The organism is Parabacteroides sp. Marseille-P3160 (assembly GCF_900162725.1).
Taxonomy (GTDB): domain Bacteria; phylum Bacteroidota; class Bacteroidia; order Bacteroidales; family Tannerellaceae; genus Marseille-P3160.
This window is the reverse complement of sequence record NZ_LT799418.1, coordinates 2,676,955-2,702,684: the sequence shown is the minus strand read 5'-3', so window position 1 is coordinate 2,702,684 and position 25,730 is coordinate 2,676,955. Positions and strand designations below refer to the sequence as shown.

The window sequence follows — 25,730 nt, the reverse complement described above, 5'->3', positions numbered from 1 at the left end:
AATTAAGCCTTTGTCTTATGGGAAGAAAACTGAGAAAAGGAATCAGTATCTCTTTTTTTTCGCTGGCCCTGCTGTTATTGGCAGGAGTTGCAGTGAACTGGATTTTGATTGCCCGTATCGAAAATGCTTTAAGAAAAGAGTTAAGTCAAACGATTATTAAAGCGACCGATGGTTTTTACCAGTTTACCTATAAGGATCTTTCCGTCGGTTTCTGGGACGGCGAATTGAAAATCAATAAGATCGAATTAAAGCCGGATACTGCTGTTTATCAACGATGGGCGGAACATGACAGTTTGCCCGAGACTTATCTTAATCTTTCCATTGATTATATACATTTCAAAGGAGTAAACCTTGCCTGGAAATTTAACTTTGTAAAGCTCAACTTTGAGTTGTTTGAAATCCACCGTCCGACTATTGAAATTCATTATACCCGGGATCCGGGTATGGTTGAGGAGAAGGATAAGGAATACGAGTTTAAGACGCTCTATGAGATGTTACCTCCTTTTATACATGAAGTGAGTGTAGAAACAATGAATTTGAATCATGCAAACATAACTTGCATCACTTCCGATTCGATCAGCTCAACTCGTTATAGTTTGGAAAATGCGGCCTTCCATGCGTATTCTTTCCGTTTGGACTCTTTATCGTCGAAGTCCGGCAAACTATTATATTGCGATAACTTTGATTTCTCCGCCACACAACCGCAAGTACTATTGTCTAATGATCTCTTTTCGCTGAATACCCAAAGTATACAGTTGAGTACGGTTGATTCAATAATCATGATTGTCGGCGCGAAATTAGTACCACAAACGGATTCGTTGACCTATAAATTGGCGAAAAGCTATATCAAATCAGCCGTAGATACAATTGCTGTCCGTGGCATTGCATTTACCCGGATCAATTCTAAAAGTCATCTGGAAGCTCGATTGTTTGCGATTTCCTCTCCGGAAGTAGAAATATATACGGTTGTAAACAAGAATGCGGACAAGTTGGAAAAACAGAAGAATGAAAGAGAGGCGGATGAGGCAACGGAAGACAATCGTCCTTTTTCATTATATAGAATGTTTTCCCCGATCCTGAGTTCGATCCTGATTCATTCGGTTCGGTTAGATCAGGCTAAATTTCAATATTCGATAGAGAAAAAGACCGGCACAGATGTATATCAGATGAAACGCCTGGATCTCTTGGTACAAAACTTCCTTATAGACTCCTTATCGGAAAAGAACAAACAGTTTCTATATGCCGAGAGTTTTGGTGTGTTGATTGATCAATTCAATGGAACTATGCCGTCCAAAAACCATGTGATCAGTTTTGACCGGCTTGAGCTTCATACGGGCGGGCAGAACTTCCGGGTGGATAATATCAAATTATCTCCTTTCTCGACCCATACCTCCTATGATTATTTAGATGCTTCTATTACTTCCATCCAGGCCAAAGGACTATCTTATGAACAGGGTATCACTGTAAATCAACTGACCATAACAAGGCCGCAAGTCTCGTATTATCGAATTTCCGATGGAAAGAAACAGGTGAAAACCACATCTGTTGCCGGAAATAAACAAAATGTCATCGATTTGCTCTCTCCTTTTTTAAATCATCTGCTCATTCGTGAAATAAATCTGAGCAAGGGCTATTTCTCTCATCATGATTTAAAGTCGGGAGAAAATGAAGAGTTGAAGAACCTCAATTTCTATGCCACTGATTTCCTAATGAATGAAGAGACAATCAATCGTTCTTTATTATTACCTTTTCATTTTGGAAAGGCTGAGGTTAAGAACTTTGATAATTGGTTTTTTAAAGGTAAATACCATTTGTTATTCAGCGATTTAAAGCTGACAAATACGGGGAAGGATATACAATTGAAAGATGTCTCCTTTTCTTCACCCGATCCAGATGTCTCTTTTTCGATCCTCACTCCGCAAATAGAGGTGAAAGGGTTTGATTATGAACAATATTTTAATACGGGAATAGTCTCTGTCGATGCTTTTAAATTAATAAAAGCAACGGTCAACCGGGCAAAACCGGGGGAAGGGCAGGACAGTTTGCATGCTTCCGTAGATCATTTACTCCTGAATTCATTTTTCATGTCTGATTCAATGCATGAAGTAAAGTTAAAGCAGATGGTTCTCTCTGACTTTGCCTTTTTACATAAACAAAATGAATCCAGGCAAAGCCTTCATCTAAAGGAATTTCGTTTGGACGATGTCTCCTGGTCGAAAGAGCTTCTTTCGTTAGGTCTATTGAATATAATCAGTCCGTCGGTTAGTTTGTCATTGGCAAATAAAGACAGCATCCCCACTGACTCTATATCTGTAAAGAAAGATCTCTATGATCGATTGAAAAACTATGCCGGGCAAATGAAGGTTGCGGATCTGGAAATAGCGGATATTAACTTGGATTATACGAATACCCGAAATGGAGATAATCGGAAACAAGCGATCCATCAGGCCTCTTTCGGCCTCGAAGGACTGGCTGTTAATAATGAAACGAAAAAGCTGGCTTTCACTAATATCCATTTGAATATGCAACAACTGAGCCTTCCGGTTGATAGTGGTATGTTCACGTTGGAAATTGGAGGCATTGATTTAACAAAACATACGAACGAATTGACCATCGATCGGATTCATTTGAAAGCTTTATATCCTAAAATGGAGTTTTCCTATAAACATCCCCGGAACAAGGACTGGTTTGATGTGACGGTAGGACAGGTGAAACTATCTGGAATTGATTATCCGGCCTCTTTCGCAAACCATAAATTACAGGCGAAAAGCCTTCTGATAAAAGATGTCCAGCTGGATAATTTAAAGAATCAACAGATTATTGTCCCCCATCTATCCCAACCGATGATCTATGAAGGTTTGCAGAAACTTCCGTTGAAGTTAAATATAGCGGATGTGAATGTGCAAAACTTTAATGTCGTCTACGAGGAATTGCCTAAGGAAGGAGTACGTACCGGAAAAATCCTGTTCAGCAACCTGAACGGACATATTTCCAACTTTACGAATGTGGCCTCAACACCCGGTCAATTCCTAAAACTGGATATTGACGGTATCTTTATGGATAGCGGTTTCTTTACGGCAGTTTGGCAAATTCCGATCGATCGGTCACATGATCAATTTCTGTTGGATGCACATATGCCCGCCTTTGATTTGCGAGAATTAAATCAGATTTTTATTCCATTGGCATCGGCGGAAGTAAAAAGCGGCCTTCTGAAAAACATGACTTTTGCCATGGATGCGTCCAGTATAAGAGGAAACATTCGTATGCTCCTTTTATACAATGATTTAAATGTCAATTTCCTTAAGAACTCAAATAAAGATACGCCTAACAAATTTATTTCCTCTTTGGCAAATCGTGTCGTTCGAGATAATAATCCTTCAAATGAGACTTCAAAACCCCGGGAACCCGATTTGTATATAGAACGGGATCCTTATCATTCTACCTTCAATTACTTTTGGCAATTATTGCGCCCTCCCCTGGTTGAAACCGTGGGCATCCCCAAATCAACGCAAGACTTTGGAAAAGGTGTTTCTTCTTTTTTTCAGAAGGTCAAGAAGTTTTTCCGATTCGGAAAGGAAGAAAATGAACAAACACAGCCGATGCCGGAAAGCTTCAAACAATAGTCACTAACTTATCAGTTACTCAATAGAGCATTCTGAATTTTGTTTCTGATAATAGACAAATTGAATTTTCAGTAGTGACACTTTAGCTTTCTCTGGAGGGTCTCGAAGATCTTCGAATCACTAGGAAAAGATCTTCGACCAGTGGGGAAAAATCAGGTTGGCAGGCATAAAACACCCTGGTTGGCTTAATTTTTCCATTGTTCAAAAACTCTGCTATAAAATAAAGATAACAGCTATTTTTATAGTTTCATTTTTTTATGTTCTTATGTCTTTCTCCCCAGTCTCCTAATTGTTCCAATATAGGGATTAATTCTTTGCCAATAGGAGTTAATTCATATTCAACTTTTGGAGGTACTTGAGCATAAACAGTTCCTTTTATTAAATTATTTTCTTTCATTTTTCGTAACTGTAATGTCAGCATTCTTTCCGTTATATTGGGAATGCTCTTTTTAAATTCACCAAAACGCATTACTCCTTCTGCTAATTGACAACAGATAATTAACGTCCATTGTCCTCCAATAATATTTGCGGCATAGTATTGGTCGCATTTGGTTGAAAGGATATTTTTGTTTTCAAAATTTGTTGATGTCTCTTTTATTTTTCCCATTACTTACATTTTTGTTAGTATCATACAATCAGGAGTAAATATACATCAAATGAGGTAAAATATCTATTTTTGAATTATCCTTTAATTTGTTCGACAATGATTAAGCTTGTTTTTTATTTCCAGATACATTATAATTTATTTATTTTCAAAATATTACAAAAATGAGAACAGCATTAATAACAGGTACAAGTTCAGGTTTAGGAAAATCATTAACGGATTTTTTTGCTGATAATAATTGGTATGTCATTGCGACAAGTAGGAATCCCAAAGGCAGTTGGAAAAACAATAAAAACGTTTTGGAAATATAACTGGATTTATCGGACAGAAAAAAAATGCAACGAACATTAGAATCTGTCTTTGAAAAAGTTAAACAGATTGATTTAATTGTAAATAATGCAGGAAAGGCAATAATGGGGTCATTGGAAAATACGACAGAAGAAAGTATTAAAGAAGTATTTGATGTGAATGTACTTGGAGCAATCAGGATGATTCAAATAGCAATTTCCTGTTTCCGTAAACAAGGCTATGGGAAAATCATTAACATCAGTTCTTTGATAGGATTAAGTGTAGATATTCCGCTCGCATCCATATATGCCATGTCAAAATTTGCAGTTGAGGGTTTAACGGAAGGTCTTTATTATGAATTAAAAGCCCAAAATATTGACATTCATTTAGTCGAACCGGGAGGTTTTAAATCTTCATTGGGTACAAACGCCTTATTCTTTCCTTCTAAAAAAGACTCGGTATATGCAGAAATCAATGAACATTTAGACGCTTATTTAGACAGTAAATCTACGGACATCAATAGTCCACATACAAATATAGAGGATGTTGTCAGCACAGTTTACAAGTTGGCAACAGGTGAAATTAATTCGTTCAGGAATCCAGTAGGTCGTGATTCGGAAGAAATCCTGAATTTACGTTCTAATAAATCAATTGAAGAATATTTAAAAATAGTCAGTAGTCGTTTTATAAAATAAGCATAATGAAATAAAGAATATGTTTTATTTCCGGTGTACGACAGAGCGGAAACGCTCCGCCGCATACCGGAAAGATTAGTTCAAGGCTCCGCGTATCCGGTCTTCAAAGGCAGATAGAGCAGCTTTAGCTCCTTCTCCCATGGCAATGACGATTTGCTTATAAGGAACCGTACTTACATCACCTGCAGCATAAATTCCCGGAACATTCGTACGTCCATGGGAATCGACTACAATTTCTCCCGGGCGAGTCGTTTCGACCAACCCTTTCACAACTCCGCTATTGGGAGACAATCCAATTTGTACAAAAATACCGTCCAGTTCGATCACCCGCTCTTTATCCGTTGCCCGGTCTTTAATGCGTATCGCCGTAACCTTATCTCCATTCCCCAGTATTTCCGAAGTCTGTGAATTAACGAAAATCTCCACATTGGATAAGCTTTTCGCTTTTTCTTGTAATACCTGGTCCGCTTTTAACGAATCCATAAATTCCAGTACCGTTACTTTCGAACAGATCCCCGCCAGATCGATGGCCGCTTCAATGCCGGAGTTCCCCCCTCCTACCACAGCCACCTTTTTATCCTTGTAAAAAGGTCCGTCGCAATGAGGGCAAAAAGCGACCCCCCGGCCGATATATTCCGATTCTCCAGCCACATTCAAACGCCTCCAACTGGCCCCGGTAGCGATAATTAATGCCGGAGCAATAAATTGCTCGCCCCCAGTGGTTGTCAGCACTTTTTCTTTGTCCCGGTTCTCCACTTTCTCTATTTTACGATGTTCCCAAAGATCAATAGGATAAGCATTCATGTGAGTCTTTAAATGATCTGCCAATTCTTTACCGACAGTATACGGCACGGAGATAAGATTCTCAATGCCCAACGTTTCCGTAACCTGTCCGCCGATTTTCTCGGCTACAACAGCAACTTTCAAACCTTTACGGGCGGAATAGATCGCGGCCGAGGCCCCTGCAGGACCACCTCCGAGTACAACAACGTCGTAATTACGCACCACCGCCTCTACTTTTTCCTCATCGATGCCATATATTTCCTCCAATTTATTCAAAAGTTCTCCGAACTCTCCACGTCCTGAGTGGATCAGCTTTCCTTGGGTGAAAACAGCGGGTACTCCCTGGATCTTCAAGGCCTCTACCTCCGGTTGGTTGATCGCCCCGTCTACCGTCTCATGCTTAATATTCGGATTTAACGTAGTCATCGCATTCAATGCTTGTACCACATCAGGGCAGTTGGTGCACGTCAGCGAAACATATGTCGTCAGACGGATATCGCCTTTCAATGCTTTCACCCGCTTACAGATGCTTTCATCCGGAAAGTTTTTACCCTTGCCGTCGGCATTTAAAACGGCTAACAGTAAGGAGCTGAATTCATGCCCGTTAGGAACCGCCCGAAAACGGATGCCGGTGGGTTCGCCGTTTTTCAATAAAGTAAAAGCGAGCCCTTCCCCTTCCGTCACCCGGCAGGATAATTTATCGGAACAGGCCGACACATCATTTAAAAGCTCCAGTAACTCCGAACGGCTTTCATGTGATGGAGATACAGTTATGTCAAAGGTATATTCGCCATCCAAATTAGCGAATATACCTTTTAATTGTTCTTTTAATGCAGAATCCAACATGGCTTAAATCTTACCTACCAAATCGATGCTGGGTTTCAAAGTAGCTTCTCCTTTTTTCCATTTTGCCGGGCAAACCTCCCCTTCATGGGTAGCTACGAATTGGGCGGCTTCTACTTTACGCAACAATTCGGAAGCATCACGTCCGATGCCATTGTCATGTATCTCAACCACCTTAATGGCTCCTTCCGGATTAAAGAGGAAAGTACCGCGGTAAGCAACCCCTTCCTGTTCAATATATACTCTAAAAGCCCGGCTCAATGCTCCGGTAGGATCAGCTAACATCGGATATTGAATCTTATGCACGCTCTCGGAGGCATCATGCCATGCTTTATGCACGAACTGAGTGTCGGTGCTTACGGAATAAACCTCTACGCCCAAAGCCTTAAACTCTTCATATTTTTCGGCCATATCTTCCAATTCGGTAGGGCATACGAATGTAAAATCAGAAGGATAAAAGAAGAATATCCCCCACTTACCCTTAACATCTTTGTCTGTAATTGTTTTGAATTTTCCTTGATAGAAAGCCTGAACACTGAATTCAGGAATTTGAGAATTGATAATCGGTTCCATACGCTTAATAAGTTAATTTGTGTTTTATATATGATTTGTATTTAGTAACTATTTAAACTTTTCGTATGACAAATATATATCGATACTATTTATTATAAGCATTATTGCGATCGGTTATATCTATCAATTCATAGAAAACATCAAAATCATATAGGTATTTAACTTCCCAATGCACCGAAATATGCAAATTATATTAATCTTTGAAATAAAAACATGTAAACAATCTTTGTCCGTTGTTTTTTTGTTAAATTTAGACAGATAAACACATACTTTAAATCTATTCTATTCTCATGATAAAAAAAGCATATTTTTACTCTATCGCATTGATTTTTATAACCTTCTGCATATTCTTCCCAATATTAGGAAATGATTTCCTCTATATTGCATGTTATATCGGTTGTTAAATTATAGTTTTAAAAACATTAAATTATGGTTACAAATCGCCCCATTCTTTATATTGTCTATATTTTTCGGAATACTAACCATGTGGTCGCAAGCCGATGTTGGACCGGAGTATTGGGCTAGTAAACTTTCTTTATCCTTTAAATCACCTAACGATAATACAAATAACAATGGTAATGAGAATAATAATATTATTTGCTTTTATAATAATAGCATTAAATGGATGTAATAACGATGAGAGAATCAAAGAAGGCGAGATTATTAAGTCCAGTAATTATGAAATCATAAAGCCCAATATTTCTTTTGATAATAAAATAAATATTCTACCATATATTGATTCTATTAAGTATGTAACTCTCGAATTAACGGATGAGTCAATAATTGGTAATATTCAGAAACTTATTGTTTATAATGACCGCATTTATATTTTAGATACACAAAGTTCTTCCTTATTCGTTTTTGATATAAAAGGAAAATATCTATTTAAAATAGACAAAATTGGATCCGGTCCAGGAGAGTATACACAACTTGATTTTTTTGATATTGACTATAAAAACAATCATATTATTCTAACGGATTTAATGACCTATTGGGCCATAAGATATGATATGAATGGTCAGTACTTATACAGGAAAAAAATACCTGTATGGATAGAAGGCATAACTCCTTTACCTAATAAAGGTATGGTTGCCTATGCTAATTATCGAAACAATAAGGAAACATTAAAACAGGAATGCAATTTGCTGTATCTTGACTCTTTGATGCAAATCCGTAAAGTCTATTTTCCATATAATTCCGATCTTTATAAGCCAAATGGCATTTCTTTTACGACACCTCAAACAGGTTGTTTTTATACATATAATGATTCCACTTTCTTTTTCACTCCATATAACAATGAAATATGTAAAATCTCGGAAAACGAACTAATATTAAAATATTCTTTTGATTTTGGAGAGAAAAAATTCAACACAAATCTTCTGGAACAACCTGAAAAGCTAAAAGAATATATGCGCAGAGGAGAATTTTATACTCTTACACAAGTCTTTGAAAATGATCAAATTTTATTTTTTTCAATTAGTGAACCGGCTTTCCCTTTTACTTTTAGGGGGTATTATTCTAAATCTAATAAGAATACTTTATGTTCCGTTTTTTATACAATAGGGGATAACGAACTATTCGACGGGAGTGCAAATATATTATCTACGTATAACTCTTGGTTCATCGCAGAATACAACATAAGTTCTCTGATAGGTTGGAGCAATAATATCGATAAAAAGAAAATAATTTTTGATAATATATTCTTAAAGGAGAGAAAACAAATAGCAGAAAGTCTTTCGCCAGAGGACAATCCAGTATTAATGTTTTACAAATTTAAATCAATCTGAAATGAAAGACAATATCGATAAATATATCATCATATTTATTTTTATAGCATCGTATATAATGCCTTTGCTAATAATGAATTGGGGAAATATGAATCACCTTGTTTTTTTTATTCTACATTCTAACATGAGAATCTCTAATATCTCTATACCAGATCAATCTCTTCCAATTTTATTATTATGATACAGGTTCAGCGGAGAGTAGATCTATTATTAAAAGAAGATGATAATGACGTGATCGTTCTCTTTAAAGTAAAAGAATTATGAATAAGAAAACAATATTTATTGTTTCGATAATTATTTCCCTGAATTTAAATTTATAAAGACAAGAAAGGTCCGCATTAACTATTGTTGACAAAAACATATTAGGGTAAACCCTTTTTTTATTGTTCCTCTAATAAAATCGTTAATCTAATGCCATGGAGGAAAAAATAGAAAGAGCTATATATTCTGTAAAAAAATGCGAGAGTTACTTAAATTGAAATCCAGTTACAAATTCATTACCTATTAAAAGGCCATCATCTAAAGGTTAAATAATAGAAATGGCATTAATATTAAAAATAAAATATTGGTACATGAAAAAACTATATTTAATACTTTGCATTTCCATTTTATACTCTTGTTCTTCAGATAATAAAGATCAAAAATATTCTGATGGACTAACTTCCTATTTTTACGTAGTCGATCTTGATAAAGCAACAAAACAAGATACGATCAAACTTTCGTCTTATTTTAGGAATGTTAAGACCATTCTCTTGGAAACCAATAAAGAATCTTTATTCGGCCATATCGATGGCGTGCAAATTTGGAAAGATAAGATATTTATTTTAGATAAACAATACATAAAAGGAGTACTGGTTTTTAATAAAGATGGCCGTTTTATCAGACGAATAGGTTCTATTGGCCAAGCTCCGGGGGAGTATATAGCCACTTCCGATTTTACCATTGATGAAAATAAAGAAGGAATATACCTGATGGACCCAGAGTCGAGAAGAATTAATAAATATAAAATAGAAACAGGAGAATATATCAATGCAATCGGAATAAAAGAAAAGGGAATTAGCATACAACATATTCAATATGAAGACGGTAAATTATTTGGAGATGCTTTCTATGATAAAGAAACCGATAAAAGATATATGCTGAGAGAAATAGATTTACAAACTGGGTTATCTTTAGAGAAATACTTAAATGTATCAATTTATAATTGTGATTATAATGCATTTACGTTTAAAAATGAAAGTTTTTTCTATTGTAGAAACCAAGGTAGTCCAAAATATACACAATTTTTTATGGATACAGTTATGACAATTGATAAGGGTAAAATCAGACCATACTTGGTAATAAAATCTAAAGAATGGGTTACAAAAGATATTATAAAAAAAGTAAGAGAGAACAATTCTGATTTTTTGGAAAGCCCCTATTTCTTTGAACATTCTATAGCTCACGATGTATCGAACTTAATGGAATTCGGAGATTTTATTTATTTTAAATATTATAAAAAAGGGATTCCAACGTATGTTCTTTATAATAAAAAAACGGGAGAAACTCAATGTACAAACTTTTTGATCAATGACTTATTATACTCTATTAATTTTAGACTTCAAAATATCGGGTGTTCTTATGAAAATAAGATTTATGGTTATGTTGATAATCAACAAATTCCTATGTTTCTTGATGGAATACCCTATTTAGTTCCGGACTTAGACAAAATAGATAAAATACGCACATTAACACCAGACTCCAACCCAATTATTTTTTATTATGAATGTAAAAAATAAGTTTAAGGGTACGGAAGAAAATAAAAATGAAAAAGGATTGCATAAATTACGAATAATCCGTAATTTTCATGCCTTATTGTAACCTTTTAAAACTACCGAAGATGAAAACAGGCTGTTATTTTATGTTATGTTCGCTGATTACTCTCTGTTCCTGTTCGGGAAAGCAAAGTTCAGGACAACAAACGGATCAAAACGATACGGCCCGGATGGCACAGGAGTTAAAGATACCGGAACTCGAGGGTGGAGATATCTTTTACAAAGACAAGGATCCTTTCGGTCCGGATATCGAACTAAAGGGGGAACAAGTCATTGCGGATACTGTTATCTTCCAGATTAATCAAGCAGAAGCACTGATCAAAGGCGACCAACTGCTGCTGAAAACCGGCAGGTCGCTCATGTTATTCCGCCTACCGGAGATGAAATTTCTCGGATACAAGGGTAGATTTGGGGACGGTCCGGATGAGTTTCGATCTCCCCGTTTGGTAGAAACACCCGATACGACTTTGCTTTGCTATCTGTTTGAGAGCACTAACCAGAAATTGTATAAGGTTGACCGGCAAGGGGAAATCAGCTCCTATCCATATGCTTTTACAAAAGCACAAAGCCGTATGTACAGTGATAAAGACATCAAGAATATCGCTGATGCTGATTTTATCTATGCCGAAACCAGTTCGACAGGAAAAAGTATTTTCCGGACACATAATACCGGAGATTCAATCGGCACAAAGCTTGTTTTCGATCTGGGATTGAACCCTAAAATAAAATCGTGGACGGCCTATATCGGTGATTTTGCCGTCAATCCTTCCCAAAACAGGATGGTATATGCTTACAAGTATTTTAAACTCCTGAAATTTATGGATATGGATGCCCGGGCTGTAAGAACGATCGATTTCGAACGGGAAAAGTATGACGAAAACACGATATATAAGGTAGACGGCATGGATCAGAACGTAACGCATTATTGGGGGGTATGCCCGCAGGAGAAATATGTCTATTTTTTGTATAGCGGACGAACGCCCGCCGAAGTCTGGAAGGAAAATAATCAAAAGAAACATTATATCTATGTAGAACAGTATGATTGGAACGGCAATCCGATCCATAGGTATAAATTGGATCAATGGGGATATTTTACAGTCGACGAAAAAAATAAAAAACTGTACCTGTTATCCACAAACCATGACGATCCTTTCTTTGTATACCCAATACCCGAATAGGTATAATGTCTGTAGATAACAATTTTGAGTACATCATTAGGGGCTCCTTGGGATACTTCTTTTTTCATGGGATACTCCTTTTTTTCTTTTCTTTGTATGAAAAGAGGAACGAATGAAAGTTCTAAGTTAACCTTAAATATAGAATATAAATGAAACAAAGAAAGTTATACTTCATCTTGTTATTACAATTTGTAATAACTTTCTCTTTGCCGGCACAGCATAAAGCGTCCTTAACGCTTACGACATTGCCGGATAAGGAATTTATGTATTGGTTTTCTGGTACGGAGTATTTATCGGATTATGAGCAGGGGTTTGCCAGAAGTACCGCAGCAAAAACGGATCGTACGGGTCTCTTTTTTATGAAGTTTTCTATCGGTAAATCCGTCACCCTGAATATAGCAAAGATGAATCAAACGATAATGACCGTCCTGCCCCTGCATTTCACCCCCGGCAGCCGGGACACGGTTGCTATCTCGGAAGAATGCATCACTTTCCGGGGAACGAATGCAGACTATAATCGTTGTTTGCAGAAAACGGAGCAATACCTGGATTATTGCAACCAATTAATTATAAGAAAACCAGGTAATGATCTGCTTCTTCAAACAAATTCATTGCCGGAGTTTATAAAGCTGTTGGATGGGAAAAAGACGGAAGCCGAAAAGAAAATAAAAGGATCCGGTCTCGAGGCCGCTTTTGTTGATGAGCAGCTTACCCATCTGGATTTGGGAAGCCGTTTGGCATTTATGTATAAAATATTGTTCTATGTGCCGGACTCGTTGCAAACCGCCGATTGGAAAAAAGCTTTGGAAAATTGGATGGATAAGTCGGTCGATACGCCCTATTTCTCATCCTTCCGTGAGGTTTCTTTTCTGTTGGACGCTCTTTTAGCACTGGATTATAAATTGGAAAACGGGAATCTCGAAAACATCAGAAAAGCCTCTTTCGATAGTTTTGAAAGACTGGCTAAATATCTGAACGGTAAAAATCTGGAATATGCCTGGGCATCGTTGATCAATGAGGATATTTGTTATAAAACCTATGATCCGATCGTTCCGGAGCTTTATGATTTGCTGAAGGAACGCTTCCCCGGGAATACCTATCAGTCGTTTCTGGAAGCCGGAATTGAGGAGAATCACCGTTTTAATGCTGCCATGATAGCGGATGCCTCCGATAGCGATTATCACATCCTTCCATGCGATTCTTCTTTTCACTCTTTAGCGGATGCCATGAAATCGTTAAAAGGGAAAGTGATATATGTAGATCTTTGGGCAACATGGTGCGGCTCTTGCCTCAATGAATTTCCTTATTTGCCTCGGATAAAGGAAAAGGTCAAAGACTTGGGTATTGCTTTCCTTTATATCTCTACGGACAAACCGGAAAATAAGGAAAGATGGGAAAAGTCGATCCGACACTACAAATTGAAAGGCTACCATCTGTTGGCAAGTCCGGCGCTATCTAAGGCTATTTATAAAGAGTTCGGTAACTATATTCCTCATTATTTGATCATTGATAAAGCGGGTAATATCGTGGAGCGTAATGCCCCAGCATTAAAACAGACCGATACCCTATATGAAAAACTTGCCCGATGGAGTAAATGAACGAATAAAACGAATGCTATTCTGACTATAATCATAAAATAGTATTTTTATGATTTCATTAAATATGAGAGTTAATAGATTAATAGGATTCCTTTTCTTATGCCTGCTTTGTTTTCAAGTTTCGGGACAAAGTACAGACAGTATTATCGGTAAGTTAACTCATTATATCCATGCTATTGATAACTTTTCCCAATATATACCCCGGGAAAAGGTTTATTTACATTTTGATAATACGGGTTATTACCAAGGAGACAATATCTGGTTCAAATGCTACATTGTGGCTTCCGGATTATATAAAGCTACCGAATTAAGCAAAACTTTGTATGTAGAATTGTTGAATCCGGGAGGGGAAATGATTGACAAGCGAATATTAAAAATAGAAAAGGGGCAATGCCATGGTGATTTTTCCTTGAATTCACTTCCGTTTTATTCGGGTTTTTATGAAGTCCGGGCCTATACCAAGTATATGTTGAATTTTAGGGAAGACGCTATCTTTTCGAGATTGTTGCCTGTTTTCGACAAGCCTAAGCAAGAAGGTCGCTTTGAAGAAAAAAACATGCGAAGATACGGTACTGGTGGTTATCCGATGAAGCGGGAAAAACCTCAAAAGGAGAAAAAAGTAAATTTGCAATTCTTTCCGGAAGGAGGGAATTTGGTTCAGGGCATTGAATCGAAGGTCGCCTTTGAAGCAACGGATGCCTATGGCAATCCTATAGAAATAACCGGAGCTATTGTTAATGAAGCAGGAGAAGAGATAACTCCCCTCTCTGTTCTGCATGAAGGACGAGGAGTTTTAACTTATCTGCCCGGCAATGAGAAACAAAAAGCTGTAGTTTACTATAAAGATAAGAAATACAAGTTCGATATGCCTGTCGCCTTGCCACAGGGATTTGTCCTGAGAGTCGATAATTTATCGTATGCAGACAGTATCGAAATAGCCGCATGCAAGAACAAGCATACGCCAGGTGATATGCTTGGCATGGCAGTATTAAGCAGAGGGCGACGACAAAATTTTTATGTTGTCGACGTCACCGGTGACGAGGACGTTCGTTTTAAAATTGATAAAACACAATTACCTCCGGGAGTCTCCCAAATTGTGCTGTTCAATAGCAAAGGAGAGATTCTCTGTGACCGATTGATATTTGCCGGGCAGAATGAGTTTTTAGAGATTAAAGCAAGAACGGAGAAAGAGACGTATGAACCTTACGAATTGGTTGATATGGAATTTTCCGTCACGGATAAAGCGAAGAATCCGGTTCAAACGACATTTTCATTATCGGTGAAAGACGGTATGAATGAATTGGAATATGGGCATAATATTCTGACAGACCTGTTGTTGATGTCGGAAATTAAGGGTTATGTTCGCAATCCCTCTTATTATTTCGAGGCGAACGACCATACACATCGTACTGCACTCGATCTGTTACTGATGGTGCAAGGTTGGCGTCGTTATTTATGGGATCAAATGAGGGGGAAAGAAGCCTTTGAATTAAAATACGGACCTGAACAAGGGATAGAAACACAGGGACAAGTGGTTTCTTTTGTAAAAAAAGTGCCTAAACCCAATGTGGATGTATCTTTAGCCTTATTTAAGAAAGGAGATGAAAAGACAGCCAGTTATATTGAATCGATGGTGACAGATAGTCTTGGACGATTCTCTTTCATTTCGGATGTATATGGGAAATGGGATATGATATTGGCCGTAATGGAAAAAGGGAAGAAAAAGGATTACAGAATCATCTTAGACAGACTTTTTACTCCTATGCCAAAAAGATACCGGTATAATGAAATGCAAATAAATATGGCCGAAGCCTGGAAAGAAGAAGCTGCGGAAACAGAAATACTTGAAGACCTTGACACGATTTCTTCCATTAATGAAGATTCTTTGATAAAAGTAGGTATTGACAAGAAAATTCATCGGTTAAAAGAAGTGGTAGTCAGTGCTAAAAAAAGAAGTAGAGAAAAAGACATTTATAATAATAGATCGAAATCGATTGCCTATTATGATGTTCAGTCGGAATTAGACGACATTAAAGACCGTGGTAAATATATTGGCGATGACATACATGATTTTCTGAAAACTATCAATAGATATTTTTCCGTTATATGGGATAGAGGGGAACAGTATGTATTATATAAAGGAAAACTTCCGCTTTTTGTTATTAATTATGAACGGACGGATATTAAAGGGTCGGACAAATATAAGATAATAAGGGTCGGAGCCATCAAATCAATCTATATTAACGAAGAATTATCAGTCATGTGCCGATATGCCGATCCGCTTCTTTCTCCGTTTCAGGTAGACAAATTATATGGCTGTGCGGTATTTATTGAAACTTATCCTGAGGGTATGATACCGACAGAGGCAGGCAAAGGAGTAAGAAAAACCAAACTGGAAGGATACAGCTTACAAAAAGAATTTTACAGTCCGAACTATTCCGAACTTTCACCGGAACCGGATTATCGTCGTACATTATATTGGAATCCTTCAGTAAGTACCGATAAAGAGGGATATGCAAAAATCCGATTCTATAATAACAGCAGATGTCGTAAATTTAGTATCGATGCCGAATCGATTACTTCTGACGGAAGGATCGGTTTGTTTAATAGTATACCATCGACTCTATGAATATTGAACGATGGACAAAAATAAAAAAGAATTACAACCATGGCCTAAGTTAATTCCAGAGCCTTTAGTAGTACGAATTCTTTATAAAATAAAAAAGGAAAAAGAATTGTGTATATTACGAATAATCCGTAATTTTCACGCGCCTATTACAGGCTTATGAAAGCTATGAGAAATGTAAGTTAAAATAAATAAGTGCTTCCCTAAGCAAAAAAGTAAGAATTGAGTAAGAATTGAGTAAGAATTAGATGTGGTAAATCCTATTTCCTTTCCTTACTTTTACTCTGTTTTTAGAAGACAAGATGAAATAACCGGTTTGAATTGAATTATATATGAATTACCCGATGAAAACAGCTACGATTATTGCCTGCGCACTAGTATCCTGTGCCGTTTGTTCCTGCTCTTCTTCCAAAGAGAAAGGGGGGAAAGAAGAAAATGTATCTACCGTCTTGCCGGACGAACCCAACAGGGTAAAGGCCAAACGGCTGGTCTACTCGGATTTCCATCACGAATTGATCTCCAACGGTACCCTGTCGGCGCTTCAAAGGGCAGAACTAAAGTTCGAATCGACCGAAACGATCGCCGCCGTCTATGTAAAAAACGGGACACATGTCGCCAAAGGGCAGAAGATTGCCGCACTGGATGAATTCAAATTGAAAAATACCCTCGCCCAGGCGAAGGATAACCTGGAAAAAGCCCGGCTGGAGCTACAGGATGTATTGATCAGTCAGGGTTACAGCCTGAAGGATTCAGCCAGGGTACCGGCTGAGGTGATGAATATCGCCAAAATAAGAAGCAATTATAACAGTAGCCTGGCGCAATATGAATTGGCTTCCTACCAGTTGGAGAAGGCAGTGCTCTATGCCCCTTTCGAAGGAATAGTAGCCAATCTATCTTCCAAAGCATACAATCCCGCCTCTACAACCGATGCTTTCTGTACGGTTATGGGAGGAAATCAAGTGGAAGTGAATTTCAAAATTCTGGAAAACGAACTGCCGTTGATTAACAATGGAGACAAAGTTTCCATCCTTCCCTACTCCATCAGCGACCGCACCATTGAGGGGCGTATCACGGAGATTAATCCGGCGGTAGATAAAACCGGAATGGTCAGCGTGAAAGCCTTCCTAACAGGTGGAAACAGGGAAAAACTGTATGACGGCATGAATGTAAAAGTTAAGGTTCAGCGGCTGATTCCGAAGCAACTGATATTGCCCAAGGAGGCGCTGGTGTTACGAAGTAATAAGAAGGTCGTTTTCACGGCGAAAGACGGAAAAGCGATCTGGAACTATGTACAAACCGGTATGGAAAACTCAACGGATTATGTAGTCACCGAAGGGCTTTCCGAAGGAGACAGCGTTATCTACGAAGGGAATATCAACCTGGCGCATGAAACGCCGGTAATCGTTGTAAACTAAATAGGAATGACGAGAAATGATTAATTTTTTGATTCATCGTCCGGTTGCTGTACTGATGGCGTTCACGGCCTTTTTCATATTGGGAATAATCACTTACCTGAACATCCCGGTATCGCTTTTGCCGGATATTGCCATACCTGAAATTTCCATCCGGATCTCGGGGAAGAATACCTCGGCCAGGGAACTTGAAAATACGGTCGTCGCTCCGATCCGCCGTCAGCTCCTCCAAGTGGGAAAGCTCCGGGATATGCAAAGCGAGACAAGGGACGGAAGCGCCATCGTCCACCTGAGTTTTGAGTATGGTACCAATACGGATCTGGCCTTTATTGAGGTGAATGAAAAAATCGATGCGGCGATGGACCAACTTCCGCGTGAGATCGACCGGCCACAGGTAGTCAAAGCCAGTGCGACTGATATCCCTGTCTTTAACCTCAACCTGACACTAAAAAACGAGGCCGCTTACCAGAGGAATGACGATGAAGAGGAGTTTATGGATTTGAGCGAAGCGGCTGAATCCGTGATTAAACGGAGGATCGAGCAGTTACCCCAGGTAGCGATGGTGGATATGACCGGACTGGTACATAAGCAAATCGTTGTCATTCCGGATCAAAACCTACTGGAAACGACCGGCATCACCCAGAGTGAAATCGGATCGATTTTACAAAACAATAATATCGAACCGGGAAAGATGACGGTCAAAGACGGTTATTACGAATATAGCATCGCTTTTTCCACCGTCCTGCGCTCTATCGAAGACATACAAAACATATACATCCGCAAAAACGAACGCATCTTCCAATTGAAAGACCTGGCCGTCGTCAAGCTCGTTCCGGAAACGGAAACCGGTTTCGCCTTCTATAACGGTAAGCGTGCAATCAGTATGGGAATCATCAAGCAGGCGGATGAAAACATGAAAAACATGCAATCCGCCCTCGATGGAGTCATAAATGATCTGAAAAAAAGTTTCCCGGAGGTTGAATTCAATATCTCCCAAAGCCAGACGCAATTACTCGATTATACCATCTCCAATTTGCAACAGAATCTTATATTGGCTTTTCTTTTCGTCTGCCTGGTCTCCTTCTTTTTCTTGAACGACGTTAAGTCGCCTTTCATCATCGGCTTAAGCATGTTCGTGTCATTGATCATCAGTCTTCTGTTCTTCTACCTTTGCCACGTTTCGTTAAATGTCGTTTCACTGACCGGCTTAATCCTGGCGCTCGGAAATATGATCGACAGCTCGATCGTCGTCACGGATAATATAAGTCAGTACCGGAAGCGGGGACTCAGTATCGACAATGCCTGCGTAAAGGGTACGAACGAGGTGATCGCCCCGATGCTCAGCTCGTCGTTAACCTCCATTTCGGTATTCTTCCCGTTGATATTCCTCAGTGGAATTGCGGGTGCTATTTTCAGCGACCAGGCCTTTTCCGTCCTCGTCGGCTTGATGGTCTCTTACCTGACCGGTATTATGCTCCTGCCCGTTCTTTACAAAATATTTTATTCCCTCAAGACACCGGGTTTTCTTTCCAAACTAAGCCTTCTCAAAGAAAAAATCCATTCCGAATCTTCTTCCCGGGAGTCGATTCTTCAGAAGGGTTATCACTGGGGAATCGGCTGGATATTCCGCCATAAAACGCTGACCACTGTGATCATGATCGTCGTTCTACCCTTATGTGTCGGATCATTTTCCTGGATACGAAAAGAGAAAATGCCGGATATTAGTCAGAACGAACTATTGGTTTATATCGAATGGAACGAAAATATTCATATTGGGGAAAACCGGAACCGCTCCGAGGCTTTTATTGAAAGTATCCGTCCGAAGATTGTTGAAAACAATGTACTGGTCGGAGAGCAACAATATGTTCTAAACCGCGAACGGCAACGAAGCATTTCCGAGACTGAAATCTATCTGAAAGTACCCCAGCCCAAAGATCTTAAGGGAATCAAACAGACGATCGAAACTTATTTCCAAAAGAATTATCCGGGAGCCTCCGTATCGTTCGCTCCGACAGGGACGCTCTTTGAAAAAATATTCGTCACCGGGGAAGCCGATCTGACGGCCGAATATTATACCAAGAACCCGAACGTGGCGGTTACTCCGGAAGCTATCAAAGGAATTGCCGCCGGATTGAGACAGCAAACCGGCTTTACCTCTTCCATCCCTTCGTTCCAGAAGCAACTGGATCTCCGGATCGACCGGGAGAAACTGTTGCTTTATCATGTTTCCTACGACGAAGTATACCAGGCTTTACAGGCCGGTTTCAGAGCAAATGAAGTTACGACCCTTCGTTCATTTCAGCAATACCTGCCGATCATGCTCGGTAGCGAAGCCTCCAAGGTGAAAGAGGTAATCGACAATACTTTTGTTTACACCTCGAATGAGGAGCAGGGAAGAAAGATACAGGTTCCGCTCAGCGCCTTTGTAAGCCTTTCTCCTTCGGAAGATTTGAAAAGCATTGTTGCCGGGCGCAACGGGGAATACATTCCGTTCCATTTCTACGAAACCGGCAATCCGGAAAAAATAGTCGAAACGGTGAAAGCCGGCAATAAAGAAGAGGAAGATTGGGAAGTAGATTTTTCAGGATCGTTTTTCTCCAATAAAAAGATGCTGGGTGAATTGTTGGTTATCCTGTTCGTTTCGATCCTGCTCATGTATTTCATCCTGGCAGCCCAATTCGAGAGCTTTATTCAGCCGCTCATCGTCCTGTTGGAAATACCGATCGATATCACCGCTGCACTTCTGCTTCTGATGGCGTTGGGTCATAGTCTGAATCTGATGTCCGCTATCGGAATCGTAGTCACCTGCGGTATCATCATCAATGATAGTATCCTGAAAGTAGATGTCATGAACCAACTTCGCAAAAGCGGAATGCCGCTGATGGAAGCTATCCATGAAGCGGGACGGCGACGGTTAAACGCCATTCTTATGACTAGTCTGACATCCGTTGTTTGTATGGTACCGTTATTGTTCGGTCATGACCTGGGCTCTGAACTGGAAAAACCGCTGGCACTCGCCACCATCGGAGGAATGGCCATCGGAACCCCTGTGAGCCTGTTTGTAGTTCCGTTGGTTTACTGGTGGATCTACCGGAAAAAAGAAATTATCAACAAGATTGAACCCGAAGAAAAAAAGAACGACTATGAGAAATAAACTACTCCTTGCTTGCCTGCTTTTAACAGGAGCCAGTCAATTACCGGGTCAGACGGTAAAGACTTTAGACCTGGGTGAATGTATCAATCTGGCGATCGATAGTTCCCTTCAGGCTTTCAGGGCCAAAAACCTATACCAGTCGAGTTATTGGGAATACCGCAGCTATAAAGCGGGTCGTCTGCCCTCGCTCACGCTCAATATGACGCCGATCCAATATTACCGTGATTTTACGCGGAGATATGATTCCGAAAACAACATGGATGTCTATCGCCGGCAGCAGTCGCTTTACTCCTACGGCAATTTAGCCATTAAGCAGAATTTCGATTTGACGGGTGGTACCTTCTTCATTGATACCGAGCTGGGTTATATGCGTAATTTCGGAGACAACACTTATACCCAATACAACACTGTCCCCATCCGGGTCGGTTATAGCCAATCCCTCTTCGGTTTCAACAGTTTCAAATGGGAAAAGAAAATAGAACCCCTCAAATACGAAAAAGCGAAAAAACAATTCATTTATTCCCGGGAAGAGATTTCCGAATCGGTGATTCAATATTTCTTCGCCCTGGCCATGGCGCAAGCCGAATATGATATGGCCAGGGAAAATGTAGCCTCATCCGACACTCTGTACCGTATCGGACAGGAACGGCACAAGATCGCTGCTATCTCACAGGGCGACCTGCTCACGTTGAAACTGGATGCGGTGAATGCGCAGAATACATTAAAGAATACTGATATCGAACTGAAAAGGGCCATGTTCAGCCTTGTCTCTTTCCTGAACATGGATAAGGAAACGCAAATCCGCCTCAAACTGCCCGACCGTCCTCGTGACCTGACGCTCGAAGCCGGAACGGCGCTGGATTATGCACGGGAGAATAATCCGGATTTCTTAGCTAATAAACAAGAAATTCTGGAAGCGGAACAAGAGGTAGACCGGACGAAGAAAAGCTCCAATTTCGACGCCAGTTTCTCGGTTAGCGTCGGGTTCAACCAGGCGGCCGACCAACTCTCCAACGCCTATAAGAACCCGCTGCAGCAGGACGTCGTCAGTATCGGTCTGACCATCCCTCTGGTCGACTGGGGAGTACGGAAAGGAAAGGCGAACATGGCCAAGAACAATCTGAACGTGACCAAAATCTCCGTGCAACAAAAAGAACTGACACTCGAACAGGAGGTTGTCATGACGGTTAACGACTTCAATATTCAGCAGGATCTGATCGCCAGCGCCGAAGAAGCCATGGAATTGGCCAATAAAGCCTATGAGATTACCAAGCAGCGGTTTATCATCGGAAAAGCGGATATCAGCAGCCTGACCCTTTCCCTGAACCGGCAGAAAGAGGCGCAGAAAAACTATATCTCATCCCTTAAAAACTACTGGTTAAGTTACTTTCAGATCCGGAAGCTGACCTTGTTTGATTTTGAGCAAAGACTTCCCCTCTCCTCCTTGTTCGACCGACAGATAAATATCATAGAATGAGTGAAAAGAAACACATATCCTCTTTTTCCGTTATCCTGGCTTTTGTATGTCTCACGCTCGTCGGATTGGCCATGATACCCAAGCTTTCGGTAAAGCTCGCTCCTTCACAATCTTTGCCGCAGGTCAACGTCAATTTCTCCGTGTACGGCAGTTCCCCCCGTATGGTGGAGATGGAGGTCACTTCCAAGCTGGAGGCGATGTTCAACCGGATGAGCGGCGTACAGGAAATTACTTCCAACTCCGGTAGTGGCTGGGGACAAATCACGATCCGCTTCGACAAACATCGTGACATGGAGACAGCCCGTTTCGAAGTCTCTACCCTCATTCGCCAACTATGGCCTCTACTTCCATCCAACGTCTCCTACCCCACGCTCTCCCTGAACCGGACAGATGACAAAGCCAACCGACCTTTCCTGAGTTATACGATCAACGCTCCGACCGCTCCGTTGCTGATACAGCAATACACCGAAAAACAGATCAAGCCCAAACTTTCTCAGATCGAAGGAATATACCGGGCTACAGTCAGCGGAGCCACTCCGATGGAGTGGCAGTTGGTCTATGACTATAAGCAATTAGTCACTACCGGCGTTCGGCTCCAAGATATCCAGACTGCGATAAGCAAAGCCTTGGATAAAGATTTTCTGGGAATTGCTTCGCTCGAATCGGAACAAGGGGGAAAACAGTGGATCCGTCTGGTTTTAACGCCTGAAGAAGAGCAGCAAGGATTCTCTTTCGAAAAAATCGAAGTGAAGAACCTCGAAGGAAGAAACATCGCACTGAAGGATCTGGTACGGATCAACCGGGTCGAATCACAACCCCAAAGCTATTATCGGATCAACGGACTCAATTCGATCTACCTCTCTCTTTACGCCGACGAACAGGTGAATCAACTCAACTTGAGCCGGAAGATTAAGGATAAGCTTATGGAAATCGAATCAAACTTGCCGGCAGGATACGAGATACACCTCAGTTATGATGCGACCGAATACATCCAAACGGAACTGAACAAGATCTATTTCCGGAGCGCCCTGACACTGGCGATCCTGCTCCTGTTCGTTTTAATCACCTACCGGAACTGGAGGTATACCTTGCTCATTATCCTTTCTCTTTTTATCACCTTGAGTACGGCCATTATCTTTTATTACCTGCTAAGACTGGAAATGCAACTCTATTCTTTAGCCGGCATCACGATTTCGCTGACACTGATCATAGACAATACCATTGTAGTCTCCGACCAAATCATCCGCCGGAAGAACAATAAGGCGTTTCTCGCCATACTTACCGCTACGACCACAACAATTGTCTCCCTTTCCGTTATTTTCTTTCTTGAAGAAAAGCTGCGGCTTAATTTACAGGACTTCGCTCTCGTGATTATGATCAATCTGGCCATTTCCCTCTTTGTGGCCCTGTTCCTGGTGCCGGCCTTGTTGGAAAAATTACGGATCACCGGCAACCGTCCGAAGCGGGAGAAAAGAAATCGTCTGCCCCGCCGCTGGAAAATATTCGTACAGGAAAAAATAAACGGCAAACGGTTCATTGCCCGTTTAGACCGGGCCTATGCTTCTCTCTGCCGTTTCATGTACCGTTGGAGAGCTCTCTTCCTGATTTTACTCATACTGGCTTTCGGGCTGCCCGTTTTTCTATTGCCGGACAAATTGCAGGAGGAGAATCGATGGGAGGCGTTTTACAATAAAACACTGGGTAGTGCGACCTATAAGGAAAACATCAAGCCGTATGTAGACAAGTTGTTGGGAGGGACACTCCGCCTTTTTGCCCAAAAAGTACATGAAGGTTCTTATTTTGCCGATCGGGAGGAAACTTCCCTCTTTGTAACGGCCAGTCTTCCCAGCAATGCGACTATCTCACAGATGAACGACCTGATCAAACGTATGGAAAGCTATATCAGCCAATTCCCGGAGGTCAAACAATTTCAAACGAATATTTATAACGCCAGACAAGCCAACATTTCGATTCATTTCACTAAAGAACATCAACGAAGCAGTTTTCCCTATTTACTGAAATCCAAATTGATCAGCCGTTCTCTGGAATTGGGGGGCGGAAGTTGGGGAGTCTATGGCTTGGGAGACGGATTCAGCAACGATGTACGGGAAAATGCCGGTTCCTACCGCGTAACCATGTACGGTCCCAATTACGACGAACTATCCCTCTGGGCCGAACGGTTCAAGTCTCGCCTGCTACAACACCGGCGGATCAAAGAGGTGCTCATCAATTCCGAGTTCAGTTGGTATAAGGACGACTACGAAGAGTTCAAATTCGACCTGGACAAGGAACGATTAGCGCAGGAAAACATACAGCCCTACCAACTCTACGAAGCGATTCGCACGGCTTTCGGACAAAACATCTATGCCGGTGAGTTGCCTGTCAGGGAAGGAATGGAAGGTATTTATCTCTATTCACGCCAATCCCGCGAATATGATATCTGGAACCTATACAACATTCCGCTGAGAATCAATGAACGGGAATATAAACTTTCTGAACTGGCGGAGATCCGGAAAGTGCAAGCCCCGCAGAAGGTCGCGAAGGTAAACCAGCAGTACAGGCTTTGCCTGCAATATGAATATATCGGAGCGAACGAACAGGGAGAAAAAGTACTGGACAGGAATATCGAAGAATTCAGTAAGACCCTGCCTATGGGTTATACCATCGAAAAAGATAAGAACCGCTATTTCTGGTGGGGCGAAAAGGACAAAAAGCAATACCTGCTCCTGCCCCTTATTTTCGTTATTATTTACTTTACGACCAGCATTCTTTTCAACTCTTTAAGACAGCCGTTCCATATCATGTCCGTGATTCCGATTTCCTTTATCGGCATTTTCCTCACCTTCTATTTGTTCGATCTCACCTTTGACCAGGGAGGATTTGCCTCGTTTATTCTCCTTTCGGGTATCACGATCAATGCCAATATTTACGTGTTGGACGAATACAACAACATCCGGAGGAAATATAAGGGCAGGATCTCTCCCCTCAAAGCATACCTGAAAGCCTGGAATGCCAAACTCAGTCCGATCTTCCTGACGATTACCTCCACGATCCTGGGCTTCACGCCTTTCCTGTTGGGAGAATACAAAGAAGCCTTCTGGTTCCCGTTGGCGGCCGGCACTATCGGCGGGCTGATTGTCTCCTTTATTGCCACTTTCCTCTTCCTTCCCCTTTTCATGGGCGTCGGGAAAACCGTTATTAAGAAAAAAGATCCTGCGTAGAAGCAAACGCAGGATCGATATCTTTCTATAAACTCCTTCCAATCCGTAGTAGGA

Annotated in this window: 15 protein-coding genes; 12 read left to right on the top strand and 3 right to left on the bottom strand. The window is 40.5% G+C overall.

Annotation, left to right across the window (positions count from 1 at the left end; all coding sequences use genetic code 11):
* Window positions 1–17 precede the first annotated feature (17 nt).
* Entirely contained in the window at window positions 18–3,623 is a 3,606-nt protein-coding gene (locus BQ8014_RS10675; protein ID WP_080904321.1) for a hypothetical protein, read from the top strand.
* 247 nt (window positions 3,624–3,870) lie between these two features.
* Here the strand turns inward: BQ8014_RS10675 and BQ8014_RS10670 are convergent, their stop codons facing one another.
* Entirely contained in the window at window positions 3,871–4,230 is a 360-nt protein-coding gene (locus BQ8014_RS10670) for a winged helix-turn-helix transcriptional regulator (protein ID WP_080904320.1), read from the bottom strand.
* Window positions 4,231–4,391: 161 nt separating this feature from the next.
* Between BQ8014_RS10670 and BQ8014_RS19390 the strand changes: the two genes are divergently transcribed.
* Together BQ8014_RS19390 and BQ8014_RS10665 are read left to right on the top strand one after the other, a co-directional pair.
* A complete protein-coding gene (locus BQ8014_RS19390) occupies window positions 4,392–4,538 on the top strand; it encodes a hypothetical protein (RefSeq protein WP_160150073.1) in 147 nt (48 codons plus the stop codon).
* Window positions 4,539–5,210 (top strand): SDR family NAD(P)-dependent oxidoreductase, encoded by a 672-nt coding sequence (locus tag BQ8014_RS10665; RefSeq protein ID WP_255376326.1) that lies wholly within the window; start codon window positions 4,539–4,541, stop codon window positions 5,208–5,210.
* Window positions 5,211–5,285: 75 nt separating this feature from the next.
* On the opposite strand, the gene ahpF is transcribed toward BQ8014_RS10665, so the two are convergent.
* Window positions 5,286–6,839, bottom strand: a complete 1,554-nt coding sequence (gene ahpF, locus BQ8014_RS10660) for an alkyl hydroperoxide reductase subunit F (RefSeq protein ID WP_080904318.1) — start codon at window positions 6,837–6,839, stop codon at window positions 5,286–5,288.
* Between the two features lie 3 nt (window positions 6,840–6,842).
* Window positions 6,843–7,409, bottom strand: coding sequence for an alkyl hydroperoxide reductase subunit C (gene ahpC / locus BQ8014_RS10655; protein ID WP_080904317.1), 567 nt, complete (start codon window positions 7,407–7,409; stop codon window positions 6,843–6,845).
* Window positions 7,410–7,987: 578 nt separating this feature from the next.
* Here ahpC and BQ8014_RS10650 point away from each other — a divergent pair.
* The 9 genes from BQ8014_RS10650 (at window position 7,988) to BQ8014_RS10605 (ending at window position 25,676) form a co-directional block, all read left to right on the top strand.
* Window positions 7,988–9,196 carry a 6-bladed beta-propeller gene (locus BQ8014_RS10650; RefSeq protein WP_160150072.1) on the top strand — a complete coding sequence of 403 codons (1,209 nt, stop codon included), beginning with the start codon at window positions 7,988–7,990 and terminating at the stop codon, window positions 9,194–9,196.
* Window positions 9,197–9,768: 572 nt separating this feature from the next.
* The gene (locus tag BQ8014_RS10640; protein ID WP_160150071.1) at window positions 9,769–10,974 is read left to right on the top strand and encodes a 6-bladed beta-propeller; all 1,206 of its coding nucleotides are present in this window, start codon (window positions 9,769–9,771) and stop codon (window positions 10,972–10,974) included.
* 101 nt (window positions 10,975–11,075) lie between these two features.
* Window positions 11,076–12,188 (top strand): BF3164 family lipoprotein, encoded by a 1,113-nt coding sequence (locus BQ8014_RS10635; RefSeq protein ID WP_160150070.1) that lies wholly within the window; start codon window positions 11,076–11,078, stop codon window positions 12,186–12,188.
* Window positions 12,189–12,337: 149 nt separating this feature from the next.
* On the top strand, window positions 12,338–13,786 hold the full coding sequence (locus tag BQ8014_RS10630) for a TlpA family protein disulfide reductase (protein WP_080904312.1): 1,449 nt from the start codon (window positions 12,338–12,340) through the stop codon (window positions 13,784–13,786).
* A 49-nt stretch (window positions 13,787–13,835) separates the two neighbouring features.
* Window positions 13,836–16,415 (top strand): hypothetical protein, encoded by a 2,580-nt coding sequence (locus BQ8014_RS10625; RefSeq protein WP_369808791.1) that lies wholly within the window; start codon window positions 13,836–13,838, stop codon window positions 16,413–16,415.
* A 341-nt stretch (window positions 16,416–16,756) separates the two neighbouring features.
* Entirely contained in the window at window positions 16,757–17,827 is a 1,071-nt protein-coding gene (locus BQ8014_RS10620; RefSeq protein ID WP_080905927.1) for an efflux RND transporter periplasmic adaptor subunit, read from the top strand.
* 16 nt (window positions 17,828–17,843) lie between these two features.
* Window positions 17,844–20,978, top strand: a complete 3,135-nt coding sequence (locus tag BQ8014_RS10615) for an efflux RND transporter permease subunit (protein WP_080904310.1) — start codon at window positions 17,844–17,846, stop codon at window positions 20,976–20,978.
* Window positions 20,968–22,455, top strand: a complete 1,488-nt coding sequence (locus BQ8014_RS10610; protein WP_080904309.1) for a TolC family protein — start codon at window positions 20,968–20,970, stop codon at window positions 22,453–22,455. Before BQ8014_RS10615 ends, BQ8014_RS10610 begins: the two co-directional genes overlap by 11 nt.
* Complete coding sequence (locus BQ8014_RS10605; RefSeq protein WP_080904308.1) at window positions 22,452–25,676, top strand: efflux RND transporter permease subunit; 3,225 nt, start codon at window positions 22,452–22,454, stop codon at window positions 25,674–25,676. The genes BQ8014_RS10610 and BQ8014_RS10605 overlap by 4 nt, the downstream gene beginning before the upstream one ends.
* The last annotated feature ends 54 nt before the right edge of the window (window positions 25,677–25,730 follow it).